Raw genomic sequence first — 21,422 nt, 5'->3', positions numbered from 1 at the left:
ACTGCAAGGATTGATGTATTTTTGAAAAAAAATTATCCCTATGCCAAACATTGACCATTATAGATCGGATTTTATAGCGTATTTGGAAAGTAAAGAGCAGAAAAAAGAGCCCGTAAATCTTTACGATCCTATATCCTATATATTGAATCTTGGTGGAAAACGGCTAAGACCCGTGCTAACCCTGATGACCACCGATATTTTTGGAGTCGATTATAAGCAGGCTTTGGATGCTGCATTGGCCATAGAAGTTTTCCATAATTTCTCTTTGGTACACGATGATATCATGGATGCCGCACCGCTGCGAAGGGGAAAACAGACGGTACATGAGAAGTGGGATGTAAACACGGGTATACTTTCTGGGGATGCCATGCTTATTTACAGTTATCAGCTGTTAGAAAGTTATCCTGCAGCCACATTTAAGCAATTGATGCAATTATTCAGTAAAACTGCCTTGGAGGTTTGTGAAGGGCAGCAATACGATGTGGATTTTGAAAATAGGACGGACGTAAGTATTCCGGAGTACCTATTAATGATACAGTATAAAACCGCAGTCTTAGTGGCTGCTGCCATGAAAATGGGCGCTATAATAGCCAATCGGTCCTCACAGGTCCAACAGGATATCTATGATTTTGGAAAAAATTTGGGCATCGCTTTTCAATTGCAGGACGATTATCTGGACGCCTTTGGAGATCCTAAGAGCTTTGGTAAACAGGTGGGCGGGGATATCATGGTGAATAAAAAGACCTATTTGTATTTAAAGGCATTGGAATTGGGAAGCACTACTCAACAACAAGAGTTGGAGCATTTGTTTTCCATAAAACCTGAGAACCCCTCAGAAAAGATTGCTACGGTAAAGGCTTTGTATATAAAAACGGGGGCGGTGGATCAGGCCCTGAAAGAAATTGAGGGGTATACCCAAAAGGCATTCTCCATTTTAGACCAGCTTCCCATAGACGCTTCCAAAAAGGAAATGTTGGCTCAATTTGGTACTTCCCTTATGAAGCGGGAGGTGTAGTAAGTTATTTTTTCTTCATATTAGCTAAGAATTCTATAACATCCCGAAGCTCTCTCTTAGACATAAGCTGGCCCATTGCGGGCATTCCGGAGACCATATTCTGCCTGTTGGTTATTCTAGATTTTGCGATAACCAATGGCTCCGCATCCGAGGTTCTTAAGATAATTTCGTCCTCATTTTCCCGTTCTAGGATTCCCGTTACCACTTGACCTTCTTTTAAGGTAAGGGTTACCGTGCCATAGCCTGGGGCCAAACGGGCACTTGGTAGTATTAGGGACTCTAATAATTGTTGTCTACTTAAAATATTTCCAATAGTATCCATTGGAGGACCTACGGTGCCGCCCTGTCCGTTTATGGAATGGCAGCGAACACATTGCCCGGCAGAATTATTGTTGAAATATTGATACCCTGCCCATCTATTTCCTCCGTTTAGTGTTTCTTTATAAGCATCCAGGCTATTTCCCGAAGATTTAATTTGGCTCAATTGAGCAATTAATTCTTCAGATTCACTGGCTTCTACTGCTTCTATCAAATCTAGAAGTACCCCACTGGAAAGGGTATTGGCGTTGGCCTCTTTAATTAGGGAAGTTAGGATTGCTCCGGTTTTTTCGGTAGGCATTTCTCCCAAAACGCTCAACATTTTTTGCTGTTCGGCAAGCGACCCGCTTTTAAAAATGGGGGATACAATGCTAGGGAGTTTTTCCTTATCTACCTCCAATTGGGTAAGTAGTCCCAAAGCCGCGGTGCGAACCTGCTGATTTGTATCGCGCATCCCAATTTCCATGACTTCTTCAATTTCTTCAAAATTCACATCCCCAAGTGCCAATAGCATTGCGGCTCTTACCGCTGGGGAAGAATGGGTCTGCATGAGTGCTGCCATTTGGGAATGGTAACCATCGATCTTTAGGATTCCAAGGGTTTTGGCCATTGCAACAAGGATATCAGGATTGGAATCGCCCATGAATTCTCGTATATGCTTTTCCAGTTTTTGGCGTACTAGCTTTACGTCCCTTCTTATTTCACCTCTGTACCTGCCATCTACCCTGTCTAATACCGAAGGGGAGGCCCATGTTCCGATTGTTTCCAAGGCTTCACTTCTCAGGGTGGGGGATGCCTTAGAGCTCCTGGCAAAATTGATCAATAGGTCCAGTTCTTTTTCCCCGCCTACCCTAAGGGCGGCATTAATACTTCTGCGCAACAAGGGTTCCGAGGTAAACCGGTCTTCTTTTAAAAGCGAGGCCAATTCTGGAAGGCCATTTTCTATGGACCAATCGTCGTTGATTGCCCTTGCGGCTTCGGTCACTATATACGGGTCTTGGTCTTTTAAAAATAGGGCCACCTTTTCGCTTTGTAGTCTTCGTAAAACCAAAACGGCGGCTAATCGTAAACTGGGATTATCGCTTTGCGTTAAATTGACTATGGGTTGGATTTCCCCGATCCTGGACAAGGCCAGTACCCCGGCATGCCTTAGATATACATCCTCGTCATTATTGGCTTTTAGCATTTTTAATAAGGGATTAATCGCCTCCTTATCTTGGATTCTACCCAAAGCCTGGGCGGCAAAGAACTGTACCCTGGCATTTTTATGCTTAAGCAGGGGGATTAATTTTTTGCTGGACGGCTTGTATTTTAGATCCCCAAGTATTTTGGCAGCTTGTGCTATAATTTCTGTGTCCCCGTCCTGCAATAATGGAAGCAACAAGGCTGCCCTACCCCTTTTATACCTTGCTAATTGGCCTATGCCCCAAATACCATGGATACGCGCCAATTGATTGCTTTTTTGCTGTATGGCATTTTTAAAGCCTATTAAACCATTGTTATCCTTGGCTACTAATGCAAATTGCGCTTTCTGTCTTATCCTCATGTCTGGATAGGACAATAATAGAGTGAGTTTCTCTATGCTTTGACCCTTATAATCCAGGGTCATAAGTCGCGCCGTCTCTTTTCTTTCCATTGCTAGGTCGTTCCTGTCTTCGGTGACATCCAACTTCCATACTCGGCCGTAGTTTTTTGTATCCCAACCATTAATCCAGTCGGCAATATACAAGGCTCCATCGGGCGCAAAGCGAATGCCTGTGGGCAGTATTCCACTGAGGATGCTCTGCTCGGTATTCAGGGCAAAAGAGGCTCCCTTGGGTTTTAGGTCAAAACTCCAGATACGGGACCTGCTGGGGTTCCCCACAAATTCTACCAAGAAAAATTTATTTCGCCATTCCATTCCCAATGCCGTACCGGGATTATAGGCCATTCCTGTGGGACCATTGTGATAGTTCATTATTGGAGGGATAATGTAGGCAGCCTGGTCTTCCCAGCGCGGGAGAAAGAGTTTTTCATCCATCCATACGTTGTATCCATTGTTTTTGGGGTCGGTATATTTACCGTATTGCCAATTGGCCCGCCAGCCTGCATCCGAACCCTCTACAATATATACCAATCGTTCACTTTCCCCACGGTGGTCTCCGTCGTTGTCTGAGCTTATGATATTGCCATATTCATCAAATACAAATTCGTGGGTGTTTCGCAGTCCCCTCGCAAATACCTCAAAGTCGCTCCCATCGGGATTAGATCTTACAATAATCCCCTGGTTGGGGTACTTGTGATTGGTTCCGTCTTTTGTAGTGATATTGGCTCCTATGTCGCCAATCCCCCAGTATATTTTCCCGTCGGGTCCTTCTATGGCGCCAGACATGCCGTGTCCGCCAAACCCAATGTGGATGCCATAGCCATGTGAAATAGAAGTTTTATGATCCATTATTCCGTCCCCGTCCTCATCCGTAAAGCGCCACATATCTGGGGCAATCCCCACAAACATATCGTTTTCTCTCACAAGGAGGGCACCGGCTACATCGGACACCTCCTCATTAAAATCGTATACTATCCTAGTAGCAATATCAGCCCTTCCATTTTTGTTGAGGTCTTCTAGTTTCCAGACTTCATCTTTCTCAACAGTGAGATCGCGCCAATCGTGGATACTGTCCTTATTTAGATCTTTTAACCAAATGTTCTTATCGCTGTTTTCAGTTGCAAAGGTTCGATGTAAAAATTTTCTTCTGTCTTCTACAGATTCCAGTGCTATGGAAGGGGTCATCCAATCCCTAAACCCCCTGATATCGAACTCAGAATTCTTTTGCCTATTGGTCCTAGTTAAATAGATGTTTCCCTTGTTGTCTACAGACATGGCCACCGGGTCTGGTGCTAAGGAATCCGATGCCCAAAGGGAAAGGGTTAGTCCTTCCGCGACTTGTGCAGGTACGTTCTCTTCTATTTCCTTAAATCTGGCCGCTGCGGTGATGGAGTCTTCCTTAATAACTAGCAAGGGCTCCTTGCTAATTTTGGGCGTCTCTTTACAGGAGAAAAGGAGCAGGGTAGTTAAAATGAGTGGAAGGAGGGGGCTATTAAAGAAGATGGTTTTCATGGATCTTGGTTGGTGTTTGGTGTAAGGGCATGCTCTCTTAGGTGTGCTGAGGCATTTTTAAAGGTAGGAATATTGGAATTAGAGTCGAAATCATGTTTGTTAAAATTTAATGATACGACGTATCAAGGCTGAAATAAACTCTCTTTTTGGACAGGCGGCAATTATATGCAGGTCTTCCCTAAAACTGGTTTCCTCATCTAAAAATTTAAATATTTTCTGCGGAGTTTGGTTTTTAAAAAGCTGTTCAAAAATGAGTCGTCCTTTGCTGTTGTCCCTATATAAAATATCTAACAACAAAAGGTCGTAAAACCAAAACCGATTGCGACCGCCAAAGGTATTTAAGGCCTTGCCTTTTTTCAGGAAGGGGATTAATTGCTGTACCTTTTTATAGGAATGCATAAAGGTGTATCCCGAACTGGGTTTTGCCCATCCACCTGCAATTCCAATATGTAGTACATTGGCGCTGTTATAGCTGTTGAAATTGAAACAGCTCATTGGGATGTTCCCACTTTCATGAGCGGTTATTTCATAATCATCGATCCCCAATCCCAAATGGTTTAGGAGGTAGTCCTTAAGACCTTGTTCGTACTCCAAAGTGGATAGTACATCCTTGGAAAAGAGGGTGTATTCTACGAGTGCCTCGGTTGGGGAAATGGGTAGCACGTACATAAATCGGGTATTTCCTTTTTGAGGAATGGAGAAATCCATAAAAGTAGCGCGATCTGGATCAAAAAGGGCGCGCTTCGTTTTTATAAACCATCCCAGGAAATGCTGCTGCAATACCGGATATTTTTTCTGATTCAACAGCTTTTTGTAATCAAAGGCACTGGTAAACACCTTCTCAGCCCGGTAAGCAGTGGTGGCCGTGCGTACTTCTACATAAGAATGGTGGTCCTGCAGGTCCGTTACGGTGTCCCTAATAAGGGAAATGTTAGGGTAGTTTTTTAATCGGTTTAGATAGGTGCTATAGAAATGGTCGCCACGTACCATATGATAGGTATAAGGGGCAATTTGTAGCTGTTCTGAATAGGCTTTGCCCGCAAAAAATATCTGATTATAATTTTTGTGGGTAACCTGGCGGAACGGACTGTTTCCCCTGTCCCAGAAACACCAGGTGCGGTCATTGGCTTCCTTTGCTTCCTTCTCCAGAATTAAAATGGATTTATTGGCAAAAAATGAGTCTTTTCCAAGCGCATCGGCCAGCATTAGTCCGGAAGCACCTGCCCCAATGATTATATAATTGTACGTAGTCATTCAATTAAAAGCTTAAGTGCCCCATAGGGAATACCGGAAGGGGCTTCCAGGTATTCCTGGGAAACCAAAAATACTAAGATCTTAAGGATAAATCATGCTATCTGGCCTCCATGACTGGTTTTCCAAGTTATTCTCTATTGGATGTGGTGAACGAGGTTGGGTAGAGGGGTAGTAAAACCATGGGGAGCGGAGCTTTGTAGGCGCTGTGCCGACTCAAACTTAGCCTTGCCTAAAAATTTGTTTTTATGAATAAAAATGTATTTTTGTGAAAACGATAATTTTATGACTCGTTCTGAAGAGAATTATATTAAGACCATCTTTCATATTGGGAGGCAGGGGCAGGAGGCCGTCTCTACAAACTCCATTGCAGAGCAAATGGAAACCAAACCATCTTCGGTTACGGATATGGTGAAAAAACTTTCGGATAAGAACTTGGTTAATTATAAGCGGTATCAGGGGGTTTCTCTCACGGATTTGGGCACCAAAGTAGCCTTGGGCGTGATTAGAAAACACCGCCTATGGGAGGTTTTTTTGGTGGAAAAGCTCGATTTCTCATGGGATGAGGTGCACGAGGTGGCAGAGCAGTTAGAGCATATAAAAAGTGACAAGCTAATAGATCGCTTGGACCGTTTGCTTAATTATCCAAAATATGATCCGCATGGCGATCCCATTCCCGATAAGGATGGCGGCTTTGAGGAGCGCGATAAGAAATTGCTTAGCGAAGTGGCCGTGGGAGAAGGAGGGGTTTGCGTTGGAGTAAAAGACTCTTCCGCGAGTTTCTTAAAGTTTTTGGATAAGAATAATATTGCTTTGGGGCAGTTTATCCAAGTGTTGGAAATGGAAGAATTTGATGGCTCTTTGGTGATTGGGATTGGGGACTCTACCCGCCAAATTTCCCATCAAATAGCAGCTAACTTATATGTAAAGATCAAGGAATGATAAACATTGGAAAACAAAAAAAGAATAAGGGGTCTCAAGCAATCGGTAGTTTGTTGACGCTTGTCCCTAGGGCGAAGCGCAATGCCCGTCGACTTCAATTAATAGGAACAAGAAATTTTTTGCTGGTCCTATTGGTAGTAGGGTTGGTAGGCTGTAAATCCGATTCTAAAAACAAGGATAACGGAAAGCTTAAGGTGGTGGCCACTACCTCCATTATCACGGATCTCCTAAACCAGATTGGAGGGGATGCTATAGAAGTGCAAGGACTAATGGGGAGTGGGGTAGATCCGCACCTCTACAAGGCCAGTGAAGGGGATGTAAATAAATTGTTTACCGCCGATGTGGTGTTTTACAATGGCTTGCACTTGGAGGGAAAGCTGGTAGGTATTTTTGAGCGAATGGAACAGCAACATAAGAATACCGTTGCTATTACCGATGTCTTGGATAGAAAGGGCTTACTGGCATCCGAAAAATTTGGTTCCAATTACGATCCGCATATTTGGTTTAGCCTAAGCTTTTGGAAACAAATTACCCAGTATACTGCAGAGAAACTTTCCGAGCTAGATCCAGAAAACGCGGCGCTGTTTAAGGAGAACAGCAAAAATTACCTTAAGGAATTGGATGCGCTGGAAGTAGAATTAATGGCTATTATAGAGACCCTGCCCAAGGAAAAGCGTATAGTGGTCACTGCGCACGACGCCTTCAATTATTTTGGAATGGAGTACGGGTTTCAAGTACTTGGACTTCAAGGGTTATCTACAGCCACGGAGGCCGGGGTGCAAGATGTGCAGCGGCTTTCCCAGTTTATCATAGATAATAAAGTGAAATCGATATTTATTGAGACCTCGGTGCCTAGGAGGAATATTGAGGCCTTGCAAGCAGCAGTACTCTCCAAGGGACATAGTGTACGTATTGGCGGTAACTTGTATTCCGACGCCTTAGGGACCAAAGGAACGGTTGAGGGTACCTATATAGGGATGTTTAAGCACAATGTAAATACCATTGTAAATGCCTTAAAGTAGGGATGGTGATTAGCAAAAGGGGATTTTAAGAACTAAAAGCACCTTCCGATGAGCATACACTCCCGCTAACGAATAATACCTAAAAGGAAACATGAACGATAAAATAGCTATAAAAGTAGACGACTTAACGGTAGCTTATAACTTTAAGCCCGTGCTTTGGGATGTGGATCTATCCATTCCCGAAGGGGTACTCATGGCCATTGTAGGGCCCAACGGCGCTGGGAAATCTACCTTAATCAAGGCGATGCTAGATATAGTGAAACCCATAGCAGGGACTATAGAAATCTTTGGGAAGCCGTATAAGAAACAGTATAAAAAAGTAGCTTATGTTCCACAAAAGGGGAGTGTAGATTGGGATTTTCCCACCACTGCCTTAGATGTGGTTTTAATGGGGACTTATGGGAGTCTGGGCTGGATTAAGAGGCCGGGGAAAACCCAAAAGAAACGAGCGCTAGAGGCCTTGGAAAAGGTGGGGATGTTAGAGTTTAGAAGTAGGCAAATTAGTCAGCTTAGCGGAGGGCAACAACAGCGGGTATTCCTTGCCAGGGCCTTGGTGCAAGAAGCCAGTATCTATATTATGGACGAACCTTTCCAGGGGGTAGATGCCACCACAGAAAAAGCTATTGTCAATATTTTAAAAGAATTGAGGAAATCGGGGAAAACGGTGGTAGTGGTTCATCACGATCTACAAACCGTACCCGAATACTTTGACTGGGTGACCTTCTTAAATGTCAAGAAAATTGCGACAGGTTCGGTCAAGGATATTTTTAACGATGACAACCTCACCAAAACCTACGGGATTAATTATAAAGTGAGTGTATTACAATAACAACTTATGTCCGTACAGGAATATTTTTCATTAGTAGTTACCGATTATACCCTGCGTACCATTACGCTAGGGACGGCTATTTTGGGCATTGTCTGTGGTATGCTGGGAAGCTTTGCAGTGCTTAGAAAACAAAGTCTCTTGGGCGATGCCATTTCCCATGCCGCCCTCCCGGGCATTGTAATCGCCTTTTTGATCACGGGAGCAAAAAATAGCAATATGCTTTTGATCGGTGCCTTGGTAAGCGGTTTGGTCGGCACTTTTTGGATCAGTGGTATCGTGAAAAAAACACACTTAAAATCTGACACCGCCCTTGGATTGATCCTATCCCTATTCTTTGGCTTTGGTATGCTGTTATTGACCTTTGTGCAAAAAATGCCCAATGCACAGCAAGCGGGATTGGATAAGTATCTCTTTGGTCAGGCCGCCACTCTGGTAGAGAGCGATGTGTGGCTTATGGCGATCGTTATGGGAGTTTCCCTGTTGGTGTTACTCCTGTTTTGGAAAGAATTTAAGGTGCAGCATTTTGATCCGGATTACAGTAAATCTTTGGGTTTTAATACCCGTTTTCTAGATGTGATAATGACCACGCTTATTGTACTGGCCATTGTGATAGGCTTGCAAACAGTAGGGGTGGTGTTAATGAGCGCCATGTTGCTTGCACCCGCTGCAGCAGCTAGGCAATGGACCAATAACCTGGGAATCATGATTTTTTTGGCGGCAGTTTTTGGCGCCTTATCCGGAATTTTTGGTACGGCCATCAGTGCCACTTCCAACAACCTTTCTACCGGGCCCTTAATTGTTTTGGTAGCGGCGGTCTTTGTGGTAATCTCCTTTGTATTCTCCCCAGGGAGGGGGCTGTTATTTCGGGAGATTAGGCATTGGAAGAATAGGAATGACCTTCAGTTGCATAAGACGCTCCATTTTATGTATGAAATAGCCAAGACCCATGAGGATATTTCACATCCCCACAAGGTGAAAATCCTTAACAATTTTCAAGGATATACCAGGAACTCTTTAAAAAACTTGGAAGATAGGGAGTATATCACCGTAGATGGTGCCATGTGGTCCTTAACCCAAAAGGGGTACAACAAGGCCATGAATTTGTATAACCAGCAAGAGAACTCCTATGACTAGTGCGCAAATAGAAATACAATTAATCGCCTGCATTGTGGCCGTAGCCTGTGCTATTCCGGGTACCTTCTTGGTGCTCCGTAGGATGGCCATGATCAGTGATGCTATTAGCCATTCTATTTTACCGGGTATCGTAGTAGGGTTTTTCCTTACCGAGGATCTAAACTCCCCATGGCTAATTCTCTTGGCCGCTTTTAGTGGGATCATTACCGTGGTGCTGGTAGAATATATACAAAAGACCGGTTTGGTAAAGGAAGACACCGCCATAGGTTTGGTGTTCCCTTCCATGTTCAGTATTGGGGTGATATTGATTGCTAAAAATGCGGGGGATGTACATTTGGATGTGGATGCCGTATTGTTGGGAGAGTTGGCCTTTGCTCCATTTGATCGGCTAATCATCAATGGAATGGATGTGGGACCAAAATCGCTTTGGGTGATTGGAACTATTTTGCTGTTGACCCTCACGCTGCTCATTACTTTCTTTAAGGAGTTGAAAATTAGCACCTTTGATACGCAATTGGCAGCAACCTTAGGGTTTTCCCCTGTGATTATTCATTATGGGTTAATGACCGTAGCTTCGGTTACCACCGTCGGGGCTTTTGATGCCGTAGGGGCCATATTGGTGGTGGCCCTTATGATTGCGCCACCGGCTATGGCCTACCTCCTCACCAATGACCTCAAGAAAATGCTAATATTATCGGCTTTGTTTGGTATTGTAGGGGCGCTACTAGGGTATTGGGTGGCCCATTGGTTAGACGCTTCTATCGCGGGCTCTATAACCACCGTGTTGGGCATCTTGTTCTTTTTAATCTATCTCATGGCGCCCAATAGTGGACTAATTTCAGTATTGTACAGGCAAAGACGACAAAAAGTGGAAGTGCATTTGCTTACCTTCCTTTTGCATCTTCAGAACCATACAGAAAAGTCCGAACGGCATATCAATCACCTTTATGAACACATCAATTGGCACAAGGTGAAGGCACAGTCTGTATTAGATTTGGCGCTAAAGAACAATATGATCACGATAGAGGATAGCATTATTTCTTTAACGGAGAAGGGCGAAACCTTTACCTCCGAGGCCATTAACTATATTATTACCAATAAAAGTGCCGCCATAGAGGAGATGAAGGACAGATTCTTTTTGTTTAGGGGCTAATGGTTTTTTTATAACAGAATTACCAGTTATTTTTGGTTGCATATTGTAAGGGGGATATTGCCCAATCATTACTAAATTAACCTAATAACTATAACTTCATGTCTTTTAGATTTCTGTTATTTCTATTGATTCCGATCCTGAGTTTTGGACAGTCACAGGAAAAAGTATTTTCTTATTTGGATGTTTTTGATTTGGAATACGTTTCGGATCCCCAAATTTCCCCGCAAGGAGATTGGATCGTTTATCGTAGAATGGGTTTTGATATTATGGAGGATAAGGCCGTGGGCAACCTATGGATGGTGAAGCCCGATGGGTCCCAACATCAAAAGATAACCTCTAGGGAAGTGAACGAATCTAGTCCGGTCTGGTCGCCCAAAGGTGATAGATTGGCCTTTATCAGTGCTACAGAGGAAGGATCCGAAATTTATATGTATTGGACGGGTAGTGGAAAGCTTGCCAAGATTTCTCAGCTTCCATTTAGTCCTTCTTCCCTCACTTGGTCTCCCCAGGGAGATCAGTTGGCATTTTCCATGCATGTGGATAAGCCCGCACCGGTAGCTGCAAAAATTCCAAAGAAGCCCAAGGGGGCCAAATGGGCTGCAGCGCCAAGAATAACAGACAGATTGTATCACGAACGCGATGGCAGGGGGTATATAGATCCAGGATTTAACCACATTTTTCTAATTCCGGCAGATGGGGGCGCCGTAAGGCAGCTTACCAGTGGAGATTATCATCATAGTGGGCCCCTTTCCTGGTCCTTGGATGGTCAAAAAATATATTTTTCCGGGAATAGGAACCAAGATTGGGAATACGATTTTAGAAATAGTGAAGTCTATTCGGTGGCCGTAGATAGCGGTAGCATTACACAGCTTACGGATAAGCCTGGACCAGATAACAATCCAGTAGTTTCACCCAATGGCAAATATATTGCCTATGTGGGCTATGAAGATAAGGTGCAGGCCTATCAGGTGACCCGTTTGTATCTTATGGATACCGATGGGAAGAACCAGCGGGAAATTGCCATGGAACTAGATAGGGATGTGAACAATATTGTCTGGGATGCAAAAAGTAGGGGGCTGTACTTTGCTTATGATGACAAAGGGAATTCTAAGATTGGCTATGTTTCCCTCAACGGTAAATTTTCCAAACTGGCCGATAATATGGGCGGCACTACTTTGGGAAGGCCCTATGCCAGTGGCTCATTCAGTGTTTCCACAAAAGGGGATATCGCCTACACCCAATCTACCCCCTATTACCCTTCAGAACTGGCGGTAGTAGATGCCAGGTCTAGGCAGACCAATAAAATTACCGATCTAAACAAAGCACTATTTAGTTATAGGACTTTGGGTAAGGTAGAGGAGGTTTGGTATACTTCTTCCGTAGACCAAAGAGAACTTCAGGGATGGATAGTGTATCCCCCCAATTATGAGAAGGGAAAAAAATATCCCTTCTTGGTAGAAAACCACGGTGGACCCATTTTAAACTACGGGGATCGCTTTAGTGCGGAAGTCCAGCTCTATGCGGCGGCCGGCTATGTGGTGTTTTATCCTAATCCACGGGGAAGTACCAGTTACGGCGAAGAATTTGGAAACCTATTATACCACAACTATCCAGGAGAAGATTATAACGACGTGATGGATGGGGTAGATCATTGTATAAAAATGGGAGTGGCCCATGAAGATCAATTATTCGTTACTGGTGGAAGTGCAGGAGGGATCATGTCTGCTTGGATGATTGGGAAAAACAATAGATTTAAAGCAGCCGCGGTGATTAAGCCAGTAATGAATTGGATAAGTAAAACCTTGGTGGCCGATAATTACTTTCGCTATGCACATTCCAGATTGCCGGGACAGCCTTGGGAGAATTTTGAGGACTATTGGCGTTTTTCACCTATTTCCTTAGTGGGCAATATTGAGACCCCCACGATGGTAATGGTGGGTATGAACGATTTAAGGACTCCGCCTAGTGAGGCCAAGCAATTATACCATGCGTTAAAACTGCGAAAAATAGAGACGGTATTGATAGAAGTGCCCGAAGCCGCTCACGGAATTGCCAGTAGGCCCAGCAATTTAATCACTAAGGTGGCCAATATTTTGGCTTGGTTCGATAAGTATAGGGACTCAACAGAATAAAAACTTTATGGCGCAGACTAAGAAAAGATCCTGGCTATTAAATCTACTGATTGTGGTGACCCTTATTGGGGTGGGTTTTGCTTTTACGGCACATTATAAAAACTGGACTAAAATAAAGGAGGATTCCTTTCGTATTTTTTCCGGGATTTATTGGCTCGAAATTCCCTTTTCGGAGATAGATAGCATTCAGATGGTAGATAAGATCCCCAGTATGGAACGGATTCATGGGTTTTCGGTCAACGAAGTTGAGAAGGGAGTCTTCCTATCAGATAGCCTCGGGACTAATAGGGTGCATGTGTTTGTGGATAAACTATCTCATTCCAAGATACGGGTGGTCTATAAAGATTCATTAAAAGTGTTCATGAATTTTACTGACAGCACGGCCACCAAATCCCTCCATGATTATTTATGGACAAAAATTAATACGGAAAAGAGTAAGTAGCTGATACTTAGGGATTATATTTACACCGTAATTTAGAAAACAGTTTAATTATGGGGAAGTTCATCTTGATTGTCTTGCTGATACCAATGCTGGGGATGTCTCAAATAGATCTTTCCGTTGAGGTGAAGGGAGTTGCCTCGGGTAAGGGGAAGATTAGCGTAGCGCTCTATACAGAAGCCGAGGATTTTTTAAAGTTCGATAGGGTTTTTAGGGCCAGTAGCGTATCGGCCAAGGAAGATACCACTACCGTGGTAATTAACGATCTGCCTAGTGGAAATTATGCGGTGGCGGTATTTCACGATGAAAATAGTAATGATGAATTGGATCTGAATTGGTTGGGTATCCCTAGGGAAAAGGTGGCTTTTTCCAATACAAAAATGAAACTCTTTGGTCCGCCCGCATTTAAAGACTGCGTGTTTAACGTCCCAAGAGATATGATTATTGAGGTATCGTTTAAGTAAGGTATATTGTTAAGTAATAATTTATGGTATTAGTAGCACAGTTTATAGGAGCCTTGTACGGTATGTTGGCCATTATCTTCGGCGCCTTTGGGGCACATGCCTTAAAAAAAAGGCTTACGGTAGAGCAACTGGCCAGCTTTGAGACGGGGGTAAGATACCAATTGTACCATGCCATTCTCCTGGTAGTGTTAGGGTTTAACCTCAATTTGGAAACCGCTTTGGAAAAAAATATGGTCTATTGCTTTATCCTTGGGGTCTTCTTGTTTTCTTTCAGTATTTATGGACTGGTCCTAGGGGCTGCTAAAGGACTAAATGTGCGGTTTTTGGGTCCTGTAACCCCCATAGGCGGACTCCTGTTGGTTATAGGCTGGGGCTTGCTGCTCTACTCCTTTGTTAAAGAATGGGTTTAGGAGGTTGCACAAGCGGTACTTATAAAACAAACCGGTAGGTAGCTTTTAACAAAAAGATGTTTTTTGGCTTTTCACCATTGAATAGTTGATCTTTTAGGTTGTTAAAAAGTGGGCTTTGTGGATCTCCAAAGCGCGATACGTCCTGGGACCATACAAAAAAGAGCTCCGAACCGGGAATATATTCCCACCGGAATACCAGATTGGATCGGAACTGTATTACCGAGAAATTGGGATTGTTAAAGGTAAAATCCGTGTTGCCATCTAGGTTAGAATCCACTCCATACACCTCATTTTCAAAACTTATTTGATTGTTTTGATAAGACGATATTCTGTTGTTAAAAGATTTAGCCAAGGGGTCTATTACTTCTTTAAATTCCGAATAACGGCCGTTAGATATAAAGGGTTGCCCCCAATATTGAAGGGACAGGTTGGGATTAATGGTATAGTTTAATCGAAGGGACATACTTAGGGTCTTCTGTTCTACAGTACCGTTTAGATAGGTGGTGCCAGCGTCTGTTGGTATATTGCTTATGTATTGCAGTTTGTTGTTAAACGTACGATATTCTGGAAAAGCTGAAATACGCAGGGCATTCAATGGTTGATAGCTAAATCCAAACTCTAGCCCATAGTAGTTTCTGCTGTTATCCAAGGCCTTGCCCCCATTGTGAAATAAGGAAAGCTGAACTTTCTTTCGTCCATCGGATTCTATCCCATTAGAAAAGCTAATTTCCGGGGAAAGTCGCAACCTTGGTCCGCCCCTCAAGGCGAAATTGGAGAACTGTATCGGTTCGTAGTTGAAGCCTATGTTGGTGAACCAATTGTTCTTCCAGTGCTGCCAACTATTGGTGTTGAACTGCAGGAGGTTGTGATTGCCTGCAAAATCCCACACACTCCAATGGTTATAGTTTATTCCTATTTTCCGAAAGGTGTTGTCTGGTTTAAGAGATCTATAGCCAATCCAATTATAATGTCGAAGGTCGTCTGCCTGGCGTTGAAAGCCTACATCGTTCAGTTCCAGTTCCGGGGATCGCCAGGTAAACCCCGTCTCAAATATCCAATGACCATCCCCGGCCTTCCCTAATTTTAGATTGCCTCCAGTACCGCTCAAGGAAGTTTTGGTAGGATCTAGGGAAATATGGTCTGCATCCACTCTTTGGAACAAGTGGGTGATGGATTTTTGTGTCTGTATAATAGCGGTGGTATCTCCCCGGACGTGGCTCCAAATAATATCCCCTGCAAGGTACCAAGAGCGCTGCTTCCATTGATGTTTAAAATCGAACCCTCCGGTGTAGGCAGACCTATGTAAGAAGTTAATGGGATTGCCTAGGGTTTCCCTATTGGTAGCAGTAAATATTCCTCCTATATAACTGTTGTTATCATTAAAATCCTTTTGTAAGCGCCCAATAAAATAATTGGTCAGTGGCTCTACTATCTCCTTTCTTCGTTCGCCATGGTTATCTATGGTAGCGTGCTTTCTTGCGGTGGTGCTTTGTAGAACTCCGATAGACCAGCCGTCCTTAGTTTTTCCGCTGAATTTTGCTGCTCCTAAGATGGGAGTATTATCAGGTTGGTCTACAAATTCGCCCGCCTCGGTTTGTGGAAAACCCTGCGGACTCCGCCCTATTCTACGGGAGTAAAAAACGTTGTCAAATCCAAAGGTATTCCCTGCTTGCGAGGGGGACACCCGATAATCAAAGATATTTTTATTTTCTATAAAGAAGGGGCGTTTTTCTTCAAAGAAGATCTGAAATCCATCCAGTGCAATAGCAGATGGATCGGCCTCTACCTGGCCAAAGTCGGGGTTAATGGTGAGGTCCAAGGTAAGGTCATTGGTGACCCCTATTTTAGCATCCAGGCCAACGGTAAAACGTTCGTCCTGCCCAGTAAGAAAGGGGTTGCCCGCTTCTGGTTCATAATTTTCCAGTTTGGTAATAGCATAGGGTTGAATTTCCAATTGTTTTTGAGGTTCCAGGTTTTTGAGGCCTTGCAAGAGGCCAAATTCACTTACAAATCCGGGGCTGTCCTGTGGTAGGCGTTGCCAAACGGATCGCTCCTCCTCCCTAAAGAGGCGGCGCATTACTTGTAAGCCCCAGGTTTGATCCTGTAATTTTCCAAATTTAAGCTGGGAAAGGGGTATTTTCATCTCTGCAGTCCAGCCTTCAGAATCAATCTGCGTTTTGGTATACCAGATAGGATTCCAGCTGGGATCCTCATTTTCCCCGTTGTTGGAGTTAAATAAATCGGCCTTTACACCTGCTGCGGTGACCAGAAAACCAAAGGCGGTGCGTTTATCAAAATAACTATCGATAAAAATAGCGATCCAATCCCCTTCAAAACCATCCCGCCTGGAAAGACGTTTTTCTATCTTATCGGGTTCACTGTCGTAACAGCGGATACCTACATATAAAAAGTTTTTGTCGTACAATATTTTAAATTGGGTCTGATGGTCCGGGGCCGTGTTTTCATTGGGCCTTTGCTCTACAAAGTTTCCTTCCCATGGTACTAGGGACCAAGTGCTTTCCTCTAAACTGCCATCAATATCAGGTGGAGGCATGTCCTGAATAAATTGGGTGGTATAGGTCTTTTTGGAGAGTATTTCCTTGGTGTCCTGGGCGTAGCAGATGACTTGGGTCAATAGCACGGCTAAAGAGGTTAAATAACAGGTTCCCATGGAAATCGTTTTAGGTGGTTGATTAAAAGACGACCAATACTTTTTGTCGTTACACCAAAATCACGAATTTAAGATATCTTTAACACAGTATGGTGTTGAGCCTTAGGCTTATAAGTTGGTTTAGTTAGGACTGTAGACTTTGGAGTTTTCCCAATCTTTAGATAGGAGAAAGGGAGGCTTATAAAGGGAATGGGAGGGTGAGAGGTTGGAAAACGGGACTAATGACAGCCGCAATCCCCTTCCCCGCATCCTTTGGAACTATTTTTTTTACGAGCAAATAGGGAGCGGGGCAATAGAAATTTCTTAACCAAATAACCTACTGCTATGGCAACCGTGATATAAACTAATATGTCTTGAACAGTACTCATTACTAGTACGCTTTTAATTTTCTAACCCATCCCAAGGCAAATTATAGCGCCAGGGGAGCAAAGGTTTATTACTTCAATACTGCCTATTGTAAAATTTTCATGTAGAGCATTGCATATCCTTTTGTACCGGATGCTGCAAAAAGAACGCACCCATTATTTTAAAATTTGATAGGCTATTAAGGCTACAATATAGGCAAATAGGCTCATAAAAACCAGCTGTGCCGTGGGCCATTTCCAGGAATTGGTCTCTCTTTTTACGATGGCCAGGGTGCTCATACACTGCATAGCAAATGCATAAAACAGCAAGATGGAAATTCCAGAAGCCAAATTAAATAAGGGTTTCTTGGTATCGGGATCTATTTCTGCAGACATCCTATTTTTAATGGTGTCTTCCTCATCGCTTCCCACGCTGTAAATGGTGGCCAAGGTGCCTACAAAGACTTCCCGCGCTGCAAAGGAGGTTAGGACGGCAATCCCAATTTTCCAATCGTAGCCCAAGGGATGTACAAGGGGAGCTATGGCCTTGCCGGCAAGACCCATATAGGAGTTTTCCAATTTATAACTGGCAACCTCTTGGTTTTTGGCCTTTTGTCTTAGTTCGGTCGCCTTAGTCCTTAGGGAGTCGGTCAGGGCCTGCTTATCCAATTCATATCCCTGTAGTGCCATGCTGTCCTGTAGGCTTTCTTGGTAGGCCGCTAAACTGCTCTCTATATTTTTAAGGTTGAATTCGGTAAAGCCTTCCTTTTCTATTTTCTGTTCTACAATTTCCTCGGCATTGTAAAAATCATCGGAATAGCCATTAGAGCCTAAAAACCATAGAATAATGGAGATGGCAAGGATAATTTTTCCGGCTCCTAATACAAAGCTCTTTGTTTTTTCTAGGACGGTATAGCCAACATTTTTTAGCAGTGGAAGCTTATAGTTGGGCATTTCCATCACAAAAAAAGTTTTGGTCTTTATTTTCATGATCTTATTGAGAATCATGGCCGAAAAGATGGCGGCTCCAAAACCAAGTAGATAAAGGAGCATTAGGGTAAGCGCTTGGTAGCTTAGGCCTAGGAACCTTCCATCTGGAATTACGAGGGCAATAATAATAAGGTAAACCGGCAAACGTGCAGAACAGGTGGTAAACGGGGTCACTAAAATGGTGATGAGCCGTTCTTTCCAATTCTCTATGGTCCGGGTGGCCATAATTGCGGGGATGGCACAGGCGGTCCCAGAAATAAGGGGTACTACACTTTTACCGCTGAGGCCAAAGGGGCGCATTAGTCGGTCCATTAAAAAGACCACCCTGCTCATATAGCCCGACTCTTCCAGCAGAGCGATAAAAAGGAATAGAAAGGCAATTTGCGGAATAAAAATAACCACGCCACCTATTCCTGCAAGAATCCCTTCAGCAATTAGATCTGTGAAAACCCCTGGGGGTAGGGTGTCTTTTACCCATTCACTGCCCGTGGCAAAAAGCTCGTCAATAAAATCCATTGGATAACTACTCCAATCGTAGATAGCCTGAAATATGGCAAGTAGGATCAGGAAAAATATGAGGTACCCAAAAATTTTGTGGGTCAGTATTTTATCGGCCGTAGCCCGTAACCCCTTGGCTGCATTTAAATCTACCTTATAAGCTTGTTTTAGAATGCCATTTATAAATTGATACCTAAGGATGGTTTCCTTTTGCTGTAATCTTTTAAGCTCGGACTTCGATTTTGTTTTAAAGGAAGCGGGAATAGAGATCGGATTTTTCTCTATGGGCATAAAGTTAACATCCTGGGTAATCACCAACCACAATTTATAGAGGTCTTCATTGGGAAAGGTGGCCTTGAGGGTGTTAAAATACTCCGGGGCAATCACCGTAGTATCTACGTTGGGGGAGGAAGAGAGCGACTTGTAATTGGCTATCAATTCCTTTAAGCGATCTATTCCGGTCCCTTTTCGGGTGCTCACCAAAGCTATTTTGGTGTCTAGCTTCTCCTCCAATAAGTCAATATCCAAGGAAATTCCCTTTCGGTTCATCCTATCGGCCATATTGATTACAAGGATCACCGGGATTTTTAAATCCTTGATTTGAGTGAACAGCAGCAAATTACGCTTTAGGTTCTCTACATCACTAATTACAACGGCCACATCGGGGTAGTCCTTGTCGTTTTTGTTGAGCAACAACTCTACCACCACACTCTCGTCCAAAGAAGTGGTATTAAGGCTATAGGTGCCAGGGAGATCCAGAATATGGGCCTTTACGCCCCTTGGCAATTTACAGATGCCCTCTTTCTTCTCTACGGTAATCCCGGGATAATTCCCTACCTTTTGTTTAAGCCCGGTAAGTTGATTAAATACCGAGGTTTTACCAGTATTGGGGTTTCCAATAAGCGCTACCTTAATCTGTTTGCTCATAGAGGAGAGTCTTCAATAATTTCCAATTCTATTAAACTGGCCACGGAGCGTCTTATGGCGATATGGGTGCCGTTGCAATTAATATAGATAGGGTCTTTTAGGGGAGCTACCTGTACCAAGGTAATTTCATTACCAGGTAGGCATCCCATTTCCATGAGTTTTACGGGGAGCACCCCATCTGCAAACTCCTTGATAATGCCTCGCTGTCCGCGCTTTAATTGTGCTACTGTGGTGGCCAAATCTTATTTAGATTGATTTTAATTAAGCACAAAAGTAGTTTAAAAAAATTAAAATTTTGTTGGGTAGATCAACAAATACAGCTAAGTGTGGGTATTTGTTATTCCGTTGCCACGCCCGCTAGGCAATTGGAGGGGCAGGATACTAGGATAAAAAGGGGTAGGGCCAAGGGAGATGTTCTAAACCTTGGCCAATTGCGTTTACAAGAAATCAGGGTTTATTCTTCTTCCTCGTTATAGACCGCCTTCAGGATTTCCAGATCGCTCATTAATTTCTCCATATCCTCGGAATTGGTGCCATCATAGAACCCTCTAATGCGTTTAAGCTTGTCTACCAGAATAAAGTTTTCTGTATGGATCATATCAAAAGGACCTCCGTCGCCATCGGTTTTTACTGCTAAGTACGACCTTCGGGCCAGTTCATAGATCTGTTTTTTGTCGCCCGTTACCAAATTCCACTTATGGTCTAACACCCCTTCCTCCAAGGCATATTTTTTTAGCTGGGGAACGGAATCGATGTCCGGGGTAACCGAGTGGGATAGTAGCATCACCTCGTCATCATCTTTGATTAGGCTTTGGATATGGGCCATGTTTTTGGTCATGATGGGGCAAATGGTAGGGCAGGTGGTAAAGAAAAAATCGGCTATATAAATTTTATCCTCATAATCTTTTTGGGTTATGGTGTCCCCATTTTGATTGATCAGGGAAAAATCGGCTATGGTATGGTATTTTTTAATATGCTGCATAGTGCTATCCACCAATTCAACATTTACCATGGACGGCTGGTAGACCGGTAGTATTTTTTTGGGTTCCACGGCATCCATAAACAAGTAGATGATGACGGAGGAAACAATCAGAAGGGTGAAAAAAACGTATTTTAATTTGCTTAGAAATTTGAGCATTTTTTTTGGGGTAAAGATAGCCCAGCGGGGGGTATTTTTCAAGGCATGTTCGGCAGATTCGTGCCAAATGTTTCTTAAAACGGATTGGGTGCGAATAGTTTCTTTTTTTAAGAACTGTTAAAAATGTACTTTTGTTCGGTTTTAAGATTAAAGTTAAGTCAATGACAGTAGCAATTCAAATAATACAATTTGTACTGATTATCTCCATATTGGTGATTCTCCATGAGCTGGGCCACTATTTGCCGGCCAAATATTTCAAGACCAAGGTGGAGAAATTCTATTTGTTCTTTGATGTGAAGTTCTCCCTTTTCAAGAAAAAAATTGGGGAAACCGAATACGGAATAGGGTGGTTGCCCTTGGGCGGTTATGTGAAGATTGCCGGGATGATAGACGAGAGCATGGATACCGAGCAGATGAAGCAGGAGCCCCAGCCTTGGGAATTCAGGAGCAAGCCGGCATGGCAGCGACTCATTATTATGACCGGGGGGGTAATCGTAAACTTCCTATTGGCCTGGGTAATTTATACGATGTTGTTGTTTAACAATGGAGACACCTATATTCCATCCGATAATTTAAAGTATGGGATTCTGGTTGATTCCGTTGGGGAGCAATTGGGCTTGCGTACCGGGGATCAGATATTAAAGGTAG

At 43.4% G+C, this 21,422-nt stretch carries 17 protein-coding genes; 11 read left to right on the top strand and 6 right to left on the bottom strand.

Annotated features, from left to right (window positions below; genetic code table 11):
• Positions 1-40 precede the first annotated feature (40 nt).
• Entirely contained in the window at positions 41-1,015 is a 975-nt protein-coding gene (locus tag F1E73_RS13065; protein ID WP_150452141.1) for a polyprenyl synthetase family protein, read from the top strand.
• Positions 1,016-1,019: 4 nt separating this feature from the next.
• Here F1E73_RS13065 and F1E73_RS13060 read toward each other — a convergent pair whose 3' ends face one another.
• Together F1E73_RS13060 and F1E73_RS13055 are read right to left on the bottom strand one after the other, a co-directional pair.
• Entirely contained in the window at positions 1,020-4,430 is a 3,411-nt protein-coding gene (locus F1E73_RS13060; RefSeq protein WP_150452140.1) for a HEAT repeat domain-containing protein, read from the bottom strand.
• A 99-nt stretch (positions 4,431-4,529) separates the two neighbouring features.
• On the bottom strand, positions 4,530-5,684 hold the full coding sequence (locus F1E73_RS13055) for a lycopene cyclase family protein (protein WP_150452139.1): 1,155 nt from the start codon (positions 5,682-5,684) through the stop codon (positions 4,530-4,532).
• Positions 5,685-5,966: 282 nt separating this feature from the next.
• Between F1E73_RS13055 and F1E73_RS13050 the strand changes: the two genes are divergently transcribed.
• The 9 genes from F1E73_RS13050 (at position 5,967) to F1E73_RS13010 (ending at position 14,206) form a co-directional block, all read left to right on the top strand.
• Entirely contained in the window at positions 5,967-6,623 is a 657-nt protein-coding gene (locus tag F1E73_RS13050; protein WP_086477495.1) for a metal-dependent transcriptional regulator, read from the top strand.
• Positions 6,620-7,645, top strand: coding sequence for a metal ABC transporter solute-binding protein, Zn/Mn family (locus F1E73_RS13045; protein ID WP_150452138.1), 1,026 nt, complete (start codon positions 6,620-6,622; stop codon positions 7,643-7,645). Before F1E73_RS13050 ends, F1E73_RS13045 begins: the two co-directional genes overlap by 4 nt.
• Before the next feature lie 91 nt (positions 7,646-7,736).
• Positions 7,737-8,474 carry a metal ABC transporter ATP-binding protein gene (locus F1E73_RS13040; RefSeq protein WP_150452137.1) on the top strand — a complete coding sequence of 246 codons (738 nt, stop codon included), beginning with the start codon at positions 7,737-7,739 and terminating at the stop codon, positions 8,472-8,474.
• 6 nt (positions 8,475-8,480) lie between these two features.
• Positions 8,481-9,608, top strand: coding sequence for a metal ABC transporter permease (locus F1E73_RS13035; RefSeq protein ID WP_150452136.1), 1,128 nt, complete (start codon positions 8,481-8,483; stop codon positions 9,606-9,608).
• The gene (locus F1E73_RS13030; protein WP_150452135.1) at positions 9,601-10,761 is read left to right on the top strand and encodes a metal ABC transporter permease; all 1,161 of its coding nucleotides are present in this window, start codon (positions 9,601-9,603) and stop codon (positions 10,759-10,761) included. The genes F1E73_RS13035 and F1E73_RS13030 overlap by 8 nt, the downstream gene beginning before the upstream one ends.
• Before the next feature lie 98 nt (positions 10,762-10,859).
• Positions 10,860-12,893: a S9 family peptidase gene (locus F1E73_RS13025; protein ID WP_150452134.1), complete on the top strand. Its 2,034-nt coding sequence runs from the start codon at positions 10,860-10,862 to the stop codon at positions 12,891-12,893.
• Between the two features lie 7 nt (positions 12,894-12,900).
• Entirely contained in the window at positions 12,901-13,335 is a 435-nt protein-coding gene (locus tag F1E73_RS13020; RefSeq protein WP_150452133.1) for a hypothetical protein, read from the top strand.
• Positions 13,336-13,385: 50 nt separating this feature from the next.
• Positions 13,386-13,796 (top strand): DUF2141 domain-containing protein, encoded by a 411-nt coding sequence (locus tag F1E73_RS13015; protein WP_150452132.1) that lies wholly within the window; start codon positions 13,386-13,388, stop codon positions 13,794-13,796.
• Between the two features lie 23 nt (positions 13,797-13,819).
• Positions 13,820-14,206, top strand: a complete 387-nt coding sequence (locus F1E73_RS13010; RefSeq protein WP_150452131.1) for a DUF423 domain-containing protein — start codon at positions 13,820-13,822, stop codon at positions 14,204-14,206.
• A 19-nt stretch (positions 14,207-14,225) separates the two neighbouring features.
• Here the strand turns inward: F1E73_RS13010 and F1E73_RS13005 are convergent, their stop codons facing one another.
• The 4 genes from F1E73_RS13005 to F1E73_RS12990 all read right to left on the bottom strand — a co-directional run bounded on the left by F1E73_RS13005 (position 14,226) and on the right by F1E73_RS12990 (position 20,774).
• Positions 14,226-16,877, bottom strand: a complete 2,652-nt coding sequence (locus F1E73_RS13005; protein ID WP_150452130.1) for a DUF5916 domain-containing protein — start codon at positions 16,875-16,877, stop codon at positions 14,226-14,228.
• Between the two features lie 521 nt (positions 16,878-17,398).
• On the bottom strand, positions 17,399-19,636 hold the full coding sequence (gene feoB / locus F1E73_RS13000) for a ferrous iron transport protein B (protein WP_150452129.1): 2,238 nt from the start codon (positions 19,634-19,636) through the stop codon (positions 17,399-17,401).
• Positions 19,633-19,875 carry a FeoA family protein gene (locus F1E73_RS12995; RefSeq protein WP_086477474.1) on the bottom strand — a complete coding sequence of 81 codons (243 nt, stop codon included), beginning with the start codon at positions 19,873-19,875 and terminating at the stop codon, positions 19,633-19,635. The genes feoB and F1E73_RS12995 overlap by 4 nt, the downstream gene beginning before the upstream one ends.
• 215 nt (positions 19,876-20,090) lie before the next feature.
• Positions 20,091-20,774 carry an SCO family protein gene (locus tag F1E73_RS12990; protein ID WP_150452128.1) on the bottom strand — a complete coding sequence of 228 codons (684 nt, stop codon included), beginning with the start codon at positions 20,772-20,774 and terminating at the stop codon, positions 20,091-20,093.
• Positions 20,775-20,935: 161 nt separating this feature from the next.
• Here F1E73_RS12990 and F1E73_RS12985 point away from each other — a divergent pair.
• Positions 20,936-21,422, top strand: a 487-nt coding sequence (locus tag F1E73_RS12985; protein WP_150452127.1) for a site-2 protease family protein, incomplete at its 3' end; no start/stop codon positions are given.

Source organism: Arenibacter lacus, assembly GCF_008711145.1.
GTDB lineage: Bacteria > Bacteroidota > Bacteroidia > Flavobacteriales > Flavobacteriaceae > Arenibacter > Arenibacter amylolyticus.
Note: the sequence above shows the minus strand (reverse complement) of the source record. Positions and strands in the feature narration are given on the sequence as shown.

Bases quoted from the DNA above. Each gene is read 5' to 3' on its own strand.
- F1E73_RS13065 (WP_150452141.1), top strand. From the start codon at position 41: ATGCCAAACATTGACCATTATAGATCGGATTTTATAGCGTATTTGGAA.
- F1E73_RS13060 (WP_150452140.1), bottom strand. From the start codon at position 4,430: ATGAAAACCATCTTCTTTAATAGCCCCCTCCTTCCACTCATTTTAACT.
- F1E73_RS13055 (WP_150452139.1), bottom strand. From the start codon at position 5,684: ATGACTACGTACAATTATATAATCATTGGGGCAGGTGCTTCCGGACTA.
- F1E73_RS13050 (WP_086477495.1), top strand. From the start codon at position 5,967: ATGACTCGTTCTGAAGAGAATTATATTAAGACCATCTTTCATATTGGG.
- F1E73_RS13045 (WP_150452138.1), top strand. From the start codon at position 6,620: ATGATAAACATTGGAAAACAAAAAAAGAATAAGGGGTCTCAAGCAATC.
- F1E73_RS13040 (WP_150452137.1), top strand. From the start codon at position 7,737: ATGAACGATAAAATAGCTATAAAAGTAGACGACTTAACGGTAGCTTAT.
- F1E73_RS13035 (WP_150452136.1), top strand. From the start codon at position 8,481: ATGTCCGTACAGGAATATTTTTCATTAGTAGTTACCGATTATACCCTG.
- F1E73_RS13030 (WP_150452135.1), top strand. From the start codon at position 9,601: ATGACTAGTGCGCAAATAGAAATACAATTAATCGCCTGCATTGTGGCC.
- F1E73_RS13025 (WP_150452134.1), top strand. From the start codon at position 10,860: ATGTCTTTTAGATTTCTGTTATTTCTATTGATTCCGATCCTGAGTTTT.
- F1E73_RS13020 (WP_150452133.1), top strand. From the start codon at position 12,901: ATGGCGCAGACTAAGAAAAGATCCTGGCTATTAAATCTACTGATTGTG.
- F1E73_RS13015 (WP_150452132.1), top strand. From the start codon at position 13,386: ATGGGGAAGTTCATCTTGATTGTCTTGCTGATACCAATGCTGGGGATG.
- F1E73_RS13010 (WP_150452131.1), top strand. From the start codon at position 13,820: ATGGTATTAGTAGCACAGTTTATAGGAGCCTTGTACGGTATGTTGGCC.
- F1E73_RS13005 (WP_150452130.1), bottom strand. From the start codon at position 16,877: ATGGGAACCTGTTATTTAACCTCTTTAGCCGTGCTATTGACCCAAGTC.
- feoB (WP_150452129.1), bottom strand. From the start codon at position 19,636: ATGAGCAAACAGATTAAGGTAGCGCTTATTGGAAACCCCAATACTGGT.
- F1E73_RS12990 (WP_150452128.1), bottom strand. From the start codon at position 20,774: ATGCTCAAATTTCTAAGCAAATTAAAATACGTTTTTTTCACCCTTCTG.